Below are 14,731 nucleotides of genomic sequence, written 5' to 3'. Positions count from 1 at the left end.
ATGGCAGCATCACAACCTCTCTCTGCTACGCCCTGCGATGCAGAATATCTACGTGCAATCCTAAGTGCACCGGTATATGAAGTAGCAAAGGTCACTCCGTTACAAATAATGGATAAAATATCCAGTCGTTTGGCAAATACTATTTTAGTCAAACGTGAGGATCAGCAACCAGGACATAGCTTTAAGCTGCGTGGTGCTTACACCATGATGAAAGCGCTCACCTCTGATCAAAGAGTCTGCGGTGTGATCACGGCTTCTGCTGGCAATCACGCTCAGGGAGTCGCTCTTGCGGCAACCAAACTGGGCATTAATGCATTAATCGTTATGCCGTTAGCGACAGCGGCAATTAAAGTGGATGCCGTACGTAATTTCGGCGGAAAAATACTGTTATTTGGCAATAATTTTGATGAAGCAAAAGAAAAAGCCATCGAATTGGCACAGCAAGAGGGTTACACCTTTGTGCCACCCTTTGATCATCCAGCGGTGATAGCAGGACAAGGCACGCTGGCACTGGAATTATTACAACAAGATATCCTTTTGGATCGAATTTTTGTCCCGATTGGTGGTGGGGGCTTGGCTGCAGGGGTGGCGGTACTCATCAAACAATTGATGCCAAATATCAAAGTCATTGGTGTCGAAACACAGGATTCAGCCTGCCTGTGTGCTGCATTGACGGCAGGCAACCCGGTTGATCTCACCAGGGTAGGTTTGTTTGCCGAAGGGGTTGCCGTACGCCGCATTGGTGATGAAACTTTCCGTTTATGTCACGATTATCTAGACGACGTGATTACCGTTGATAGCGATGCTATCTGTGCGGCAGTCAAGGATTTGTTTGAAGATGTACGCGCCATCGCCGAACCTTCTGGCGCTTTGGCGCTAGCCGGTCTGAAAAAATACGTTCAAGAAAAACAGATCCAAGGGGAAAGACTCATACACATTCTTTCAGGAGCCAATGTCAATTTCCACGACTTGCGTTATGTCTCTGAACGCTGCGAACTCGGTGAACAACGAGAAGCGCTGCTAGCAGTCACTATTCCCGAAGAAAAAGGCAGTTTTCTCCGTTTTTGCCAATCGTTGGGCGGGCGTTCAGTCACTGAATTCAATTATCGCTATGCAGATGCTAATAACGCGCGCATTTTTGTTGGCGTACGTTTAACAGGTGGCGATATCGAACGGGCAGAGATCATTGCTACATTACAAATAGAGGGTTATCAGGTAGCGGATCTCTCTGACAATGAGATGGCTAAATTACACATTCGTTATATGGTTGGCGGGCGACCTTCCAAATCGTTAAATGAAAAATTATTCAGTTTTGAATTTCCTGAATCACCTGGTGCCTTATTGAGGTTTCTACAAACCCTGGGTACCTGCTGGAATATTTCTTTGTTTCATTATCGTGGCCACGGTACTGACTGTGGCAGAGTGCTAGCCGCTTTTGAACTGGCTACAGTAGAAGCAGAATTTAAACAGCATCTAACAAAGTTAGGCTACCACTGCAATGATGAAACGGACAATCCTGCTTTTAATTTTTTTTTGACGGGCTAACTGGTTGAAATTATCATAAGCGCCGCCCAATGGTATATTGAGGGTTAATCTACAGGCCACGTAGCGATATTTCACCACCAAGATAGATTTTTTCTACACCATTTTGCTCCAATAGTAATGCGCCTTCTGGATCAATACCTCTAGCGATACCCAGTATTTCCTGATCTCCAATGATCAATTTTACCGGGCGATCAAGATAATTATCCAGTTCAAACCAACGTGGAATAAAATCCGTTAATCCATTTTTTTCAAACTTAGCTATTTCACGTCGTAATACCGATAATAACTCTGCAGTTAATTGATTACGGTCAATAGTAATCCCCGCTTCCTGTAAATTAATCCAACCCTGATTGATTAAATCTGTGGATGATCCTCGCATTAAAAGATTAATACCCATGCCAATAATTAATTGAGCAGCATCGCCAGTTTTACCTGTCAATTCTACTAGGATCCCTGCCAATTTTTTATCATGTAAATAAAGATCATTTGGCCATTTTACCCGGATATCGTGCGCACCCAGCTTTTTTAATACTTCTGCCATCACTATACCGATAACCAGGCTTAGCCCGATAGCAGCGGAAGGACCTTGCTCCAAACGCCAATACATGGAGAGATAAAGATTAACGCCAAATGGTGATATCCACTGACGACCACGCCGCCCACGACCCGCACTTTGATATTCGGCAACACAGGCGTCACCGGGTTGGAGTTCATTCATGCGTTCTAACAAATATTGATTGGTTGAGTCCACTACAGATAGAACATTCACTCGTCCTGAAGGCATATAGCTAAGTATTATCTGTTCGTTAAGTAATTGTATCGGATAAGGTAGACAATAACCTTTTCCGCATAAGGTAAATACATCTAATCCCCACTCTCTAATAGTTTGAATATGCTTACAAATGGCGGCACGGCTCATTCCCATTATTTCACCTAATTGCTCACCGGAATGAAAAAAACCATCAGCCAATATATTAATTAATCTTAAAGGAACTCTGATATTTTTCACCCAACACACTCCACTGAATTTATTTCTCCATTCGCTGCAATGAAACGAACTTCTGGCTCCAGGTAAATTGCAAATTTCGCGACCACCTGTCTACGTACATAACGGGCTAAATCTAATATATCCTGGCTGACGGCATTATTGATATTAATTAGCACTAAAGCTTGTTGCTGATGCACTGCTGCGCCCCCTATACGATGGCCTTTTAAAGCACAACTGTCTATCAGCCACCCTGCCGCCAGTTTTATACAATGATCAGGCTGAATATAATAAGGGACCCTAGGGTATTTTTTCAGGATCTCCATTGCCTTTTTTCTACTGACTATTGGGTTTTTAAAAAAACTACCGGCATTACCTGTGACAGCTGGATCAGGGAGTTTGCGGCGACGTGTAGCACAGACCTGATTAAAAATTTCTTCAGCAGTAACGGTTAATGGATCCAACTGAGTTAAATCACCATGACTTAATGTTGGGATCCATGCCTTGGTTAATTTAATCCCTACCGCAATAATAGCAAAACCTTCTTTGTAACAATGTTTAAAAATACTATCGCGATAGCCAAATTGACAATCTTCGACCATCAAGCGCTGACTTACGCCATTATTCAGATCGAGCAGATCAACGTATTGACAGACATTTTGTAATTCAACCCCATAGGCGCCAATATTCTGGATCGGGGCAGCGCCAACACAGCCAGGGATCAGGGCCAGATTTTCTAGCCCCCTTATACAATGCTGTAATGTATAACAGACCAACTGATGCCAGTTTTCACCAGCACCGACATGCAAATACCAGGCGCCACTATCCTCAGTACAGCTAATACCTTTGATCCGATTCAGTAACAAGGTTCCCGAAAAATCTTCGACAAATAACACATTACTGCCTTCACCAAGCAATAAAACAGATTGATCTGCCATCCTTGCTTCGTGCCAGGCAGTGATTAATGTGCTGACTGAATTAATACCTATTACCCGAGTAGCATATACAGGTAAAGCAAAAGTATTGAGATGTTTTAGGGACTGCCCTTGATTCGACATGAAAATAAGTACTCGTTCTCGCTCACTGGCTGTCTAGTTTAACCGACCTAATACTGAGATGATATTTTGTTTAAGTGAAGTGGTGAAAAAAACAGGCAAAAAGATGTAGTTTACTCTTTGTATACAAAAAAGGGAGTAAATAAGCATGTTGAGCACGTTTTTGACGAATTATTTGACCAAAACACGGCGAGCACAAGAGATTTCGAACAGGTTCTCAGAGAGTGTGCTTAAATATATTCATATCAGATAACTACCGTATTTATCTGATAGATCAATAAACATTACCTATCACCCTATATTTCCCTGTTTCATATCCTGTGATTTTGCTAGAGTGGTGTTTTTTTTAATCCCGCATCCCCGAAGGCAATTAAAAAAACAAAGCATAAGGGGTGCACTCGGGCATATGAGGATGGGGCAAGTACTACTCCACACGGGATACACACCAAGCAGTAGGTTTCGAAAGAGGTCTGGTCATTAGGAATAGCACATGGATATTATTTTTAAACTTTTACACGCGCTATGGCAGCAGGATTATGAAACGCTGGCGAATCCCTCTTTGGTTTGGGCTATCTATATCTTGTTGTTTATAATAATTTTTCTTGAAAATGGCCTACTCCCCGCCGCCTTTTTACCGGGCGACAGCCTGCTTATTCTTGTTGGTGTATTGGTAGCAAAGGATGCGATGAACTTCCCCATCACGGTGATTGTGCTAACGATGGCTGCCAGCCTAGGATGCTGGCTAAGCTATATTCAGGGTCGGTGGTTGGGCAATACCAAAATTGTGCAAGGATGGCTTGCTCATCTTCCTGCTCATTATCATGAACGCTCCCACCAATTGTTCTACCGTCATGGTTTGTCTGCTCTCTTGTTGGGACGTTTTTTAGCTTTTATCCGTACCCTGTTACCGACGATTGCTGGTATCGCTGGTTTGAGTAATACGCGTTTTCAGTTCTTTAATTGGGTTAGCGGTTTGCTTTGGGTACTTATCCTCACTTCTTTAGGATTCGCATTAGGTAAAACGCCAGTTTTCGTTAAATATGAAGATCAAATGATGTTTTTTCTAATATTACTGCCTTTAGCATTACTGGTGATTGGCTTATTTGGCTCACTCTATTTTCTATGGCGCAAAAAACGCATCAATGCAAATCATGATAAAGGGAACAGCTTATGATCCGATTTAAGACTGATGTCCACCTTTCTAATTGGCAATATCTGGGGCTGATGGTATTAACCTTATTAGTCGTAGTAATATTTCTTATGCCCATTATGTTACCGACAAAGAATACCTTAAAAATCAGCTCTAATCAGCAAGGATTAATGCCACCGGATGGCTTTTCCGTATATCAATATCTTGATGCACAAGGCATCCAGTTTAAAAGTATCACCCCTGAAAATGACGCATTGGTAGTTAGCTTTGAATCCCCAGAGCATCAGAAAAAAGCAATGGCAGTACTCAATACTCTCTTGCCACAAGGCTATGACATCGTATTAAGCGAAGCCAGGACCCCTTTTAATTGGCTACCCAACTCAATAAGCAGTTAATAAAAAAATATTAAAGTAAATTTGGGGGATTATAATATTTAACGCTATGCTTAGCTTTGAGCGGTAGTACTATTAATCTTCGACGTTGTTTGCTGTATAGCATGAAGTAAAAGTTTGCCGCTATTGTGTCTTTTTAGATCAGGACAACTTAATTATGTCGCTACGTCATTATTTTCTACTGGCCCTGCCGACTGTTATTTTTTGTGGCTTCAGCCAAGCTAACGAGTGCCAAGACCGAATGCACGAGATACAACGACAAATCGACTACTCCAGAGGGCATAACAATACCGAGCGCGTCACAGGTCTGAAAACAGCGCAACAAGAGATAAAAGCCAACTGTAATGAAAAAAATTTGCAAAGCGAGAAGCAGCAAAAAATAGTTAAACAACAGCGAAAATTAATGGAAAGCCAACAACAGTTAGCTGCTGCCAAAGAAAGCGGTGATCGTGAAAAAATCATGAAAAAGCAACGTAAATTAGATGAAGCCAAAGCCGAATTGCAAGCAATACAAGCAAAATAATTTCACCATAGGTCATCGGAAAACTATTTGTATCAGCGAGCGCAAGAGATTTCAGACAGGTTCTAACTGGATCAAACGTTCTTCAGCACCTATATCAAGAGGTTATTTATATGGAACAACATGCTACTTTTGGAAATTTACGCAATGAACTTGACTCACTCTCAGACGCCGTAGAAGAGGTGCTCGATTCTTCAACCGACAAACCCAAAGCGGAGTTGGAGAAGCTACGCGCCAAAGCAGAAAATGCGCTGAAAGATATACGGGAACATTTATCTGAAACCAGCGATAAAATCACTGCTCATGGTAAAAAAATTACCGCGCAGGCGGATACTTATGTCCATGATAACCCATGGGCGGGTGTCGGTATCGGTGCTGCGATAGGTGTGGTATTGGGCGTTTTGTTATCGCGACGTTAATTATGACTAAGCAACCTAATGCCAAAGGGCCTGCGGGTGGGATCCTCGGTATTATTAGTCGTGTTGCAACCATTGTTGCTGGCATGGTAGAAACACGTTTACGCCTGGTGGCTATTGAATTGGAAGAGAGCAAAGCAACGCTTGTCCAACTGTTTATTATCGCCAGCATTGCCCTGCTATTCGCCATTTTTGGGTTAGCCGGTCTGCTGGTGTTGATAATCTGGTCGATTGATCCTACTTATCGCTTAATAGCCCTCGCCATCACTACTGCAATATTGCTGATACTAGCTTTGGTAGGCATCATCTGGGCATTAGTCAAGGTGCGTAGAACCTCGATACTGGGAGCGACCCGTAAACAACTGGCCATCGATTGCCATTTATTGGGAAGAAGTAAATGAACCGCCAGCAACGGGAGCAAGAGAAAAATAAATTGCTGTATGTGATTGAACAGCAACGCCAGGATCTCGCTGACCATAATGCTCGTTGGCGACAGGTAGTGACTTCTTACGATCGTGGCTGGCTCAAAGTGGTCGGTATGCGTAAATATTTGCTGATAGGATCAAGCTTGCTAGTGTTGTATGCTGTGCGTCATCCCCGATTTATATTCCGCTGGTCTAAACGCACTATAGGCACTTGGGGAGCCATCCGGTTATTACGGCGTAACCTTTTTTTACGCTGAGTTTGTTCTGCCACTTTGTGACTTTAATAGACTTCTTGCGAGACCTACTACGTACCAAAAATTCTGCGTTACGTGGTGCTCACAATCCTCATACACTCGCGTACCATGCGGTTACTGCGCGCAAGCCGCCTTGACTTTACATAACGAACTACGGTTTTGCAAGAAGCCTATGAAAAAAGCGCCGAATAGCTAAAGCTGTTCGGCGCTTTGGTGTTAGGGGAGTCAACCGGTAAGCCGGGTCCTGTCGTGGACAGTCATTCATCTGGGCCAGCAATCGCTCACTAGCTCAAGCAGCCTACCCGGGTTCAGTACGAGCCGCACCATGTGAACCCCTATTTGGCCTTGCTCCGGGTGGAGTTTACCTTGCCACAAGCTGTTGCCAGCTGCGCGGTGCGCTCTTACCGCACCCTTTCACCCTTACCTGATCTCGCTTACGCGAGCCATCGGCGGTCTACTCTCTGCTGCACTTGTCGTGGGCTTAAGCCCCCAGGAATTACCTGGCACCCCGCTCTGTGGAGCCCGGACTTTCCTCCCCTCTACCACTTCTCTCCGGAGAGGATTGAGGTAAAGCGGCGACTGTCTAGTCAACTCCTCAGGCGATTATAACGAAGTCACAACAAAATGTCATCAGAGCCTATTCCAAATCTTCTTGAGCGACACCATAACGATACAAAGCATTTTTTTTCACACTGTGGATTTTAGCAGTCAACGCTGCCGCTTTTTTTAACGGCAATTCTTGTCGCAACAGCGCCAAAGTACGCAATGCCTCCACAGGCAATGCGTCATTAAGTGGAACTTTATATCCCTCAACAATCAATACCATTTCACCACGGCCACGATATTCATCTTCTTGCACCCAAGCTAAAAGTTCTTCCACTGGCGCGCCATAAATCGACTCATAAGTTTTCGTCAATTCTCGCGCAAGTATTACATAACGCACTGAGCCAAATATGTTAACCATATCTGCTAAACTTTCCTTGAGCCGATGGGTTGATTCGAGAAAAATTAAAGTTCGTGGTTCTTTAATAAGCGACCGTAGCCTATCTTCACGTGCTTTTTTTGTAGCAGGCAGAAAACCTTCATAACAAAAGCGATCCGAAGCGACACCCGCCGCAGAAAGCGCAGTGATAGCAGCACAAGCCCCTGGCAGAGGCACCACCCTGATGCCCGCTTCACGACAGCACCGTACCAAATGATAACCAGGATCATTGATCAGAGGTGTCCCTGCATCGGAAACTAGGGCTATACTTTGGCCTGCTTGCAATTTTTTCAATAGTTGATCCGTTGCCTGCTTTTTTTCATTATGGTCATGAAATGCAAACATACTGGTCTTAATAGCAAAATGTTGTAACAGTAGACCGGTATGACGTGTATCTTCTGCTGCGATCACACTAACCTGTTGTAATACTTCCAGCGCCCGATAGGTAATATCGCCTAAATTACCGATTGGTGTTGGCACCACGTAAAGTGTAGAGGCAAAAATGACTGTTTGATTTGCTGAATTCATTAGACCTATTGTAGAACCGTAGGTTATGGTATGAAATTAATGTTAGGCCTCTTGCATAACCTGCTGTGTGGTATGGATACGGTTTTGCAAGCAGTCTATTAATCACTTAAATAAAACATCATTGGATACAGTTATGCTTTCCTCAATATGTGTTCGTACCTTTGTGGATACTCAAATAGCGCTTTTTATGGCTGTGGTCCTTGCCGTTTTTATTCTGAGTGGGTGTGCGGATGATGACCCACAAATGCCACCTCCATCAAATATACTTCACAACACCAGTACTCATTCTGATAATAGATTACCACCCGTGCAGCACAGCCAGAATGATAACAACTCTGACGAACGATTACTTACCATTCGCGGCTACCTGTTTCAAGAACCATTACTGGAAGATGAACAGGATCATCAAGATAATATCGATAACACCTGGCAGACGTTGACGCAATTGACTCCCCAGCAACTCAATGAGTTGGTTATCAACACTGATGAAAACGTGCTACAAGCCTGGCTGGATTTAGTCAAGCTCTACCATGATAGCAAGCAAAATCAAAATTTACTGAGAGTGGAAATAAGAAAGTGGCAAACACGTCATCCACTCCATCCCGCAGTTAAAAACTTACCGACACCGTTAAAGCAGAAGATTAACTTTATTCCTGTATCAACGGATAAAATTGCGTTGTTATTACCACTCAGCGGCTCCGCCAAAGTATTTGGTGAGGCTATTCGCCAAGGATTTCTCGATGCCCACAGTGGTTTACCGGTGGTTACTATGCCAATGCCGACCGTTATGGCTGCTAATGATGATGTTAACCCAGATCAAGTTGATCACTTGTTGGATCCCGTAGAGTCGGTTGCCAATACCACGACTACCTTTAACCCACAGGTAAAAGTTTATGACACTGAGAGTCAACCTGTCGCAAAAATATTGGCGCTTGCACAACAAGAGGGAGCGACACTGGTGGTGGGCCCCTTATTGAAACCAGAAGTGGCACAGCTGGCAACCATCGCAACAACACTGAATATTCTGGCACTTAACCATTCTGAAGAAAGTAAAACCAGCACAAATATCTGTTATTTTTCCTTGTCTCCTAAAGATGAAGCACGTAATGCGGCTCATCATCTATGGCAGAAAAAAAAACAAACGCCATTACTGATTACCCCGCAGGGAACCTTTGGCGATGCAATTGCTTATGCCTTTACCCAGGAATGGCATAAACTTGGCGGTCAAACTGTGCTACAACAACGCTTTGCTTCAATGAGCAAACTGAAACAGGCGATCAACCGAGGTCAAGGTATACGCCTAAGTGGTCAGCCGGTCTCTCCCCTACCTGGCTCACCCCCCGTTACGGCAGCCATGAGCAATCATGTGGATGCGGTTTATATTGTGGCAACACCCGGTGAAATGACGCTTATTAAACCAATGATCGAAATGACAACCGATTCGCCGACTAAACCTGAGCTGTTTACCAGCTCACGCAGTAATCAGACAAATAGTAGCCGGAAAAATAATAATCAGTATAGTATTAGCGCAGATTATTATTTGGAAATGGAAGGCATTCAGTTCAGTGAGATCCCACTGATAGCGGGGTCGAATCCCGCACTCATGAAACAGGCTGCGGATAAATATAATAATGACTATTCTCTGATACGCTTGTACGCTATGGGGATAGATGCTTGGGCGTTAGCTAACTATTTTGCTGAAATGCGCCAGATAGCCGGCTTCCATCTTTCAGGCACCACAGGTGATTTAAACGTCACAACAGATTGTGTTATCAGCCGTAAATTGCCGTGGTTACAGTATCGTCAAGGCAAGCTGATCCCTGCGATATAACGGTTTATTATTTAATAGACTTCTTGCAAAACCGTAGTTCGTTATGTGAAGTCAAGGCACATGGAGCACAGCAACCGCAGCGTATAGAGTAAATGAACATTTTGAGTGCGTTTTTGACGAATTATTTGACCAAAACACGGCGAGCACAAGAGATTTCGAACAGGTTCTAAGAAGTCTAATGAACCACGCCAACCCATTGGCTTTCACAGCAGCTTTAATCTAAAGCGAGAAAATTATGGATAAACGTGTTAGCCAACGGGATATTGGCAACAGTTACGAAATGCTAGCCCGCCGCTATCTCGAGCAAGCGGGTCTAGTGTTTGAAGCTGCCAATATCACTCTAGGTGGCGGAGAGATTGATATTATTATGCGTGATAGAAAAACCTGGATATTCGTTGAAGTACGCTTCCGTCGTAATAATGCTTTTGGTGGTGCAGCCGCTAGCGTCACCTGGGCCAAACAACAACGATTATGCCGTGCTGCAGCATTGTGGCTGGCAAAGCGCAGTGCCAGTTTTGATACTGTGCCCTGTCGCTTTGATGTTATCGCTATCACTGGGAACCAATTAGAATGGCTACCTAATGCGTTCAACGCGGATCGGTAGGAGACTTCCTGAAGTCTGTGCGAAATCTATTGGGTTGCTCGTGACGATTTCAAACAGGCTCTTAGCAATTAGTTTTACGAGAGGGTGAAACCAACGTGTTGGATAGAATCAAAGTCTGTTTTACCGAAAGTATTCAAACCCAGATTGCAGCGGCAGAGGCCTTGCCTGATGCTATATCCCGTGCGGCAGAAACACTCGTCCAGTCACTGCTTAACGGCAACAAAATTCTCTGTTGTGGCAATGGTACCTCTGCGGCAAATGCACAGCATTTTGCGGCCAAAATGATAAATCGCTTTGAAACCGATAGACCCAGTTTGCCTGCTTTCGCCTTGAATGCTGATAATACCGTGCTCACTTCCATCAGCAATGACAATTTACATGAAGCAATTTATGCCAAACAAGTGAGTGCTTTTGGGCAAGCAGGTGATGTTTTGTTGGTGCTTTCCGCACGTTGCAAAAGCCGTAGTATTATCAAAGCAGTTGAAAAAGCAGTCACTCGAGATATGAATATTATTGCCCTTACTGGTTGCGACGGTGGTGAATTAGCCGGTCTGCTAGGCCAAAAAGATGTAGAAATTCGTGCTCCCTCTCATCGTAGTGCCCGGATACAAGAAATACATATGTTAACAATGAATTGTTTGTGTGATTTGATTGATGGGAAGCTATTTTCTCAAGAAGACAAAAGGAGTACGAATGAAAATTGATGCTATTTTTACTGCGCTGTTGTGCACTCTGCTGCTACAAGGTTGTATCAGTGCCGTGGTCATTGGCAGTGCTGCCGTTGCCACAAAATCCGTCACTGATCCTCGAACCATAGGTACACAAGTTGATGACGGTACTTTGGAGATACGTATCGCTAACGCATTAAGCAAAGATCAACAATTAAAGAAAGATGCACGAGTGATTGCTACTGCTTACCAGGGTAAAATTCTACTCACCGGTCAAGCGCCTAAGACCTCGTTATCTGATCGTGCCAAACAGATCGCCGGTAACATAGAGGGAGCTAACGAGGTATATAATGAAATTCGCCAGGGAACACCGGTAGATTTAGCAACAGCATCGTCAGATACCTGGATCACCGCCAAAATACGTTCTCAGCTCTTAACCAGTAATTTGGTCAAATCATCGAATGTAAAAGTTACTACCGAGAACGGTGAAGTATTTCTACTGGGTTTGGTTACTCAACAAGAAGGACAGTCGGCAGCGAAAATAGCCAGTAAGGTCAGTGGAGTTAAACATGTCACTACCGCGTTTACTACTGTTAAATAAGCCCCTCTAATCCAGATTTTTGTATTATCAAGCATTTAGATTTTTTAAGTAAAAAAGCAACCTGTATCACATATTTTAATAATTTTTGTAACAAGGATCCTGACGTTTGCTATGTTTAATTATACATGTGTCCGTGAGGACGGTTGGGCCCACAATAATCATGACGAAAATGATACGTGGGTTAAGTGTTTCCCTGGTGTTGGCGCAATATTGGCGCACCCCGGCTGCGGTCGGGGCTATTTTTTTCAGCGTCAACAAGCCATTCGCGTAAAATTTGCACGTCGTTGCGCCATTCTAGTTTTAATTCATCGATCCAGTCTTGAACATTATCCCACCACGCAGGCAACGACGGCGTCTGTATCTGTTGTGCTAACTGCTGTAAATGACGCAAACCAACCGAACCGGCAGCACCTTTGATTTTGTGTGCCTGCTGCGCGATACCATTTTGGTCACGCGCCGTCATATTTGAATCCAGTACAGCTAAATAATCCGGCATCATTTTCTCAAATAGCAGTAGACTCTGATGAATCAATTGAGATCCCACCAATTCCAGATATTGTTCTAATATTTCAATATCAAGTAACGACTTACAGATTTGCATCGATTTATATTCCTGTTTTTCTGTGTCAGAATAGGGTTGATGATAGCAAAGTTGCTTAATCATTCGTGTCAGCGCCGTAACGGACAACGGTTTACTCAACACGTCATCCATCCCTGCATCCAGATATTCTTTTCTATCTTTTAATACATTGGCGGTTAACGCTACCAATGGCGGCAGCGGATGTTGCTTATAGTCCGATCTGATTTTGCGGGCGATATCCAAACCGCTCATATCAGGAAGCTGGATATCTAATAACACTAAATCGAAATTATTCGGATTAAACATCGCCAATGCATCCTGTCCATTCATTGCCACTTCAACGCTATAGCCTAATTTTTCCAGCACAGAACGGGCAACGACGACATTAAGTTCGATATCTTCAACCAACAAAACGTGCAGCGCCGATAATGGCAGATTATCGCACACCTGAGTAACCGTTTCTGCTGTTGTGGCCTTGATCGACAAAGTAAAACAGGACCCCAATCCAGGCGTGCTTTTGACTGTAATATCACCACCCATACTCTCTGCCAGACGTTTAGACACCGCCAGACCAATGCCGGTACCCGTAGCTGGGCTTCTGCCATGACAGTCTTTCACCTGATAGTACATGGCAAAAATTTTGTCCTGTTCATCCTCAGCAATACCCACACCAGAATCTTCAACGGCAAATATTAGCTGATTGTTGGCCTCATAACATACCCGCAAGACAATCCGCCCTTGCTCGGTAAACTTTACCGCATTGCTAATGAGATTCCACAATATCTGACGTAGACGCGTACCATCAGTGATGATTTTCTTCGGTAAAGGCACTTGTGGTTCCATGACAAATTGCAAATTTTTAGGCTGTACTAACAAGCCAGACAAATTCTCTAAATCCATCATAAAGCTGATAAAATCAATGGATTTATTATCCAGGCGTACTTTACGTTGCTCGAGTTTATCCATCTCGATAATATCGTTAAAGATATTTCCCAACGTGATGGCACTAACATGAATAGTTTTAAGATACTTGAGTTGTTCGGCATTTAATTCGGTATCAAGCAAAATACGGCTTAACCCGACAATGCCATTAAGTGGTGTACGCAATTCATGGCTGATAGTCGAAATAAAGGTAGTTTTATCCCTACTGGCATTTTCCAGTGCGTCTTGATAGCGTTTACGTTCGGTAATATCGCGACCAAAGCCCATTAACCCACGTCGCTTACCCACCTGGTCATAGAATGGTACCTTACGCAATTCAAAACAGGCCTTACGCCCATCAGGGTAAGTGAGCCACAGCTCATAAGTTAAAGAAAGATTATGCTGCAATACTTTCTCATCTGTTGCTAATACTTTTGCTGCAATATCCGACGGATACACATCCTTTGGTGTCAAACCAACCAATTGTCTCTCACTTTTACCGAGTAGTAGCTCTATGGCTCGATTACAACCGGAGAATTTATGATTTTCATCACGGTAATAGACTAAATCTGGCGAAGCATTAAGAAACGAACGCAGCAAAGAAGATTGTTGACTTAACTCAATCTGTGCCTGTTTACGCTGCTCCATTTCTTCTTTCAGCTTGGCGACGACTCGCGTGCGCGCTTTTTCGGCTTTCTCGCGTTCGACAATTTCCTGGTTAAGTTGAGCAATATTTTGAGTGAGTTGTCGATTCAGCTCCATATCTCGGTAACGCATCACGGCTAATTTATCGACCAGACGGGAAAGACGTTGCCTTGCCTCTTCAAGCTGCTCAACCACTACGGATAAAAAATAGACCGCCCAAGGTGTGATCAACAAGCCAAAAAATATAGAGCGTACGATATCGACACTTTCCACGGAACCCCGTAATAGTAGAGTGACGGTCATCTGCACCAGTATCGCTAAAGTAACCAATGCCGATGCCAACAACAGCGAAAAACGCACTAGTCCCAATTTAACCATCAGATCAACGTAATGTTGAGCTAACCCTTTAATTTTGTTCATAACAACTCCTTACAGAGTTGTTATGATAAATCATTTGATTGATGGATGAATTTTTTATTTTTACCACTGTATGAGTGATGGGATTAATCTAATTACTAAGGCCGGTAACGTGCTTTTGAATTTCATCGAGCATATATTTTTTAGTTTTCGCGTCTAGTGCATTTTCTGCACTTATAACTTTTAGGTATTTTTGGAGACCTCTATCTAAT

15 protein-coding genes and 1 other RNA gene are annotated in these 14,731 nt (G+C 43.5%); 11 read left to right on the top strand and 5 right to left on the bottom strand.

The features are described from left to right. Window positions 1-1,545, top strand: coding sequence for a threonine ammonia-lyase, biosynthetic (ilvA, locus tag CCS41_RS10925; protein ID WP_072550004.1), 1,545 nt, complete (start codon window positions 1-3; stop codon window positions 1,543-1,545). Between the two features lie 49 nt (window positions 1,546-1,594). Here the strand turns inward: ilvA and birA are convergent, their stop codons facing one another. Beyond that, on the bottom strand, window positions 1,595-2,554 hold the full coding sequence (birA, locus tag CCS41_RS10920; protein ID WP_072550003.1) for a bifunctional biotin--[acetyl-CoA-carboxylase] ligase/biotin operon repressor BirA: 960 nt from the start codon (window positions 2,552-2,554) through the stop codon (window positions 1,595-1,597). Further along, entirely contained in the window at window positions 2,551-3,588 is a 1,038-nt protein-coding gene (gene murB, locus CCS41_RS10915) for a UDP-N-acetylmuramate dehydrogenase (RefSeq protein ID WP_072550002.1), read from the bottom strand. Before murB ends, birA begins: the two co-directional genes overlap by 4 nt. 487 nt (window positions 3,589-4,075) lie before the next feature. On the opposite strand from murB, the gene CCS41_RS10910 reads away from it, so the two are divergent. From CCS41_RS10910 to CCS41_RS10885, 6 genes are all read left to right on the top strand, one after another. Next, window positions 4,076-4,759 carry a DedA family protein gene (locus CCS41_RS10910; RefSeq protein WP_072550001.1) on the top strand — a complete coding sequence of 228 codons (684 nt, stop codon included), beginning with the start codon at window positions 4,076-4,078 and terminating at the stop codon, window positions 4,757-4,759. Continuing rightward, window positions 4,756-5,130 carry an EnvZ/OmpR regulon moderator MzrA gene (gene mzrA, locus CCS41_RS10905; RefSeq protein ID WP_072550000.1) on the top strand — a complete coding sequence of 125 codons (375 nt, stop codon included), beginning with the start codon at window positions 4,756-4,758 and terminating at the stop codon, window positions 5,128-5,130. Before CCS41_RS10910 ends, mzrA begins: the two co-directional genes overlap by 4 nt. 154 nt (window positions 5,131-5,284) lie before the next feature. Then, entirely contained in the window at window positions 5,285-5,650 is a 366-nt protein-coding gene (locus CCS41_RS10900) for a DUF1090 domain-containing protein (protein WP_072549999.1), read from the top strand. A 110-nt stretch (window positions 5,651-5,760) separates the two neighbouring features. Next, window positions 5,761-6,066: an ElaB/YgaM/YqjD family protein gene (locus CCS41_RS10895; RefSeq protein WP_072549998.1), complete on the top strand. Its 306-nt coding sequence runs from the start codon at window positions 5,761-5,763 to the stop codon at window positions 6,064-6,066. A 2-nt stretch (window positions 6,067-6,068) separates the two neighbouring features. Then, the gene (locus CCS41_RS10890; RefSeq protein ID WP_119797578.1) at window positions 6,069-6,464 is read left to right on the top strand and encodes a phage holin family protein; all 396 of its coding nucleotides are present in this window, start codon (window positions 6,069-6,071) and stop codon (window positions 6,462-6,464) included. Next, window positions 6,461-6,745, top strand: coding sequence for a YqjK-like family protein (locus tag CCS41_RS10885; protein ID WP_072549996.1), 285 nt, complete (start codon window positions 6,461-6,463; stop codon window positions 6,743-6,745). The genes CCS41_RS10890 and CCS41_RS10885 overlap by 4 nt, the downstream gene beginning before the upstream one ends. Window positions 6,746-6,959: 214 nt before the next feature. Here CCS41_RS10885 and rnpB read toward each other — a convergent pair. Continuing rightward, window positions 6,960-7,337, bottom strand: an RNA gene (gene rnpB / locus CCS41_RS10880) — RNase P RNA component class A. Between the two features lie 42 nt (window positions 7,338-7,379). Next, a complete protein-coding gene (gene rsmI / locus CCS41_RS10875; RefSeq protein WP_072549995.1) occupies window positions 7,380-8,252 on the bottom strand; it encodes a 16S rRNA (cytidine(1402)-2'-O)-methyltransferase in 873 nt (290 codons plus the stop codon). Window positions 8,253-8,385: 133 nt separating this feature from the next. Here rsmI and CCS41_RS10870 point away from each other — a divergent pair, with 133 nt between their 5' ends. The 4 genes from CCS41_RS10870 to dolP all read left to right on the top strand — a co-directional run bounded on the left by CCS41_RS10870 (window position 8,386) and on the right by dolP (window position 11,956). After that, a complete protein-coding gene (locus tag CCS41_RS10870) occupies window positions 8,386-10,083 on the top strand; it encodes a penicillin-binding protein activator (protein WP_072549994.1) in 1,698 nt (565 codons plus the stop codon). A 235-nt stretch (window positions 10,084-10,318) separates the two neighbouring features. Next, entirely contained in the window at window positions 10,319-10,687 is a 369-nt protein-coding gene (locus CCS41_RS10865) for a YraN family protein (RefSeq protein ID WP_072549993.1), read from the top strand. A gap of 95 nt (window positions 10,688-10,782) precedes the next feature. Next, the gene (diaA, locus tag CCS41_RS10860; RefSeq protein ID WP_072549992.1) at window positions 10,783-11,391 is read left to right on the top strand and encodes a DnaA initiator-associating protein DiaA; all 609 of its coding nucleotides are present in this window, start codon (window positions 10,783-10,785) and stop codon (window positions 11,389-11,391) included. Continuing rightward, window positions 11,381-11,956, top strand: coding sequence for a division/outer membrane stress-associated lipid-binding lipoprotein (dolP, locus tag CCS41_RS10855; RefSeq protein ID WP_072549991.1), 576 nt, complete (start codon window positions 11,381-11,383; stop codon window positions 11,954-11,956). Before diaA ends, dolP begins: the two co-directional genes overlap by 11 nt. 181 nt (window positions 11,957-12,137) lie before the next feature. Here the strand turns inward: dolP and arcB are convergent, their stop codons facing one another. Then, window positions 12,138-14,522, bottom strand: coding sequence for an aerobic respiration two-component sensor histidine kinase ArcB (gene arcB, locus CCS41_RS10850; RefSeq protein ID WP_072549990.1), 2,385 nt, complete (start codon window positions 14,520-14,522; stop codon window positions 12,138-12,140). Between the last annotated feature and the right edge of the window lie 209 nt (window positions 14,523-14,731).

The sequence above is a fragment of the Candidatus Fukatsuia symbiotica genome (assembly GCF_003122425.1).
Taxonomy (GTDB): Bacteria; Pseudomonadota; Gammaproteobacteria; order Enterobacterales; family Enterobacteriaceae; genus Fukatsuia; species Fukatsuia symbiotica.
Note: the sequence above shows the minus strand (reverse complement) of the source record. Positions and strands in the feature narration are given on the sequence as shown.

What these genes read in the sequence shown, in the direction of transcription:
- rsmI (WP_072549995.1), bottom strand. Translation starts at nt 8,252, where the DNA reads ATGAATTCAGCAAATCAAACAGTCATTTTTGCCTCTACACTTTACGTG.
- CCS41_RS10885 (WP_072549996.1), top strand. Translation starts at nt 6,461, where the DNA reads ATGAACCGCCAGCAACGGGAGCAAGAGAAAAATAAATTGCTGTATGTG.
- CCS41_RS10895 (WP_072549998.1), top strand. Translation starts at nt 5,761, where the DNA reads ATGGAACAACATGCTACTTTTGGAAATTTACGCAATGAACTTGACTCA.
- CCS41_RS10910 (WP_072550001.1), top strand. Translation starts at nt 4,076, where the DNA reads ATGGATATTATTTTTAAACTTTTACACGCGCTATGGCAGCAGGATTAT.
- ilvA (WP_072550004.1), top strand. Translation starts at nt 1, where the DNA reads ATGGCAGCATCACAACCTCTCTCTGCTACGCCCTGCGATGCAGAATAT.
- dolP (WP_072549991.1), top strand. Translation starts at nt 11,381, where the DNA reads ATGAAAATTGATGCTATTTTTACTGCGCTGTTGTGCACTCTGCTGCTA.
- arcB (WP_072549990.1), bottom strand. Translation starts at nt 14,522, where the DNA reads ATGAACAAAATTAAAGGGTTAGCTCAACATTACGTTGATCTGATGGTT.
- CCS41_RS10870 (WP_072549994.1), top strand. Translation starts at nt 8,386, where the DNA reads ATGCTTTCCTCAATATGTGTTCGTACCTTTGTGGATACTCAAATAGCG.
- CCS41_RS10900 (WP_072549999.1), top strand. Translation starts at nt 5,285, where the DNA reads ATGTCGCTACGTCATTATTTTCTACTGGCCCTGCCGACTGTTATTTTT.
- murB (WP_072550002.1), bottom strand. Translation starts at nt 3,588, where the DNA reads ATGTCGAATCAAGGGCAGTCCCTAAAACATCTCAATACTTTTGCTTTA.
- CCS41_RS10865 (WP_072549993.1), top strand. Translation starts at nt 10,319, where the DNA reads ATGGATAAACGTGTTAGCCAACGGGATATTGGCAACAGTTACGAAATG.
- mzrA (WP_072550000.1), top strand. Translation starts at nt 4,756, where the DNA reads ATGATCCGATTTAAGACTGATGTCCACCTTTCTAATTGGCAATATCTG.
- CCS41_RS10890 (WP_119797578.1), top strand. Translation starts at nt 6,069, where the DNA reads ATGACTAAGCAACCTAATGCCAAAGGGCCTGCGGGTGGGATCCTCGGT.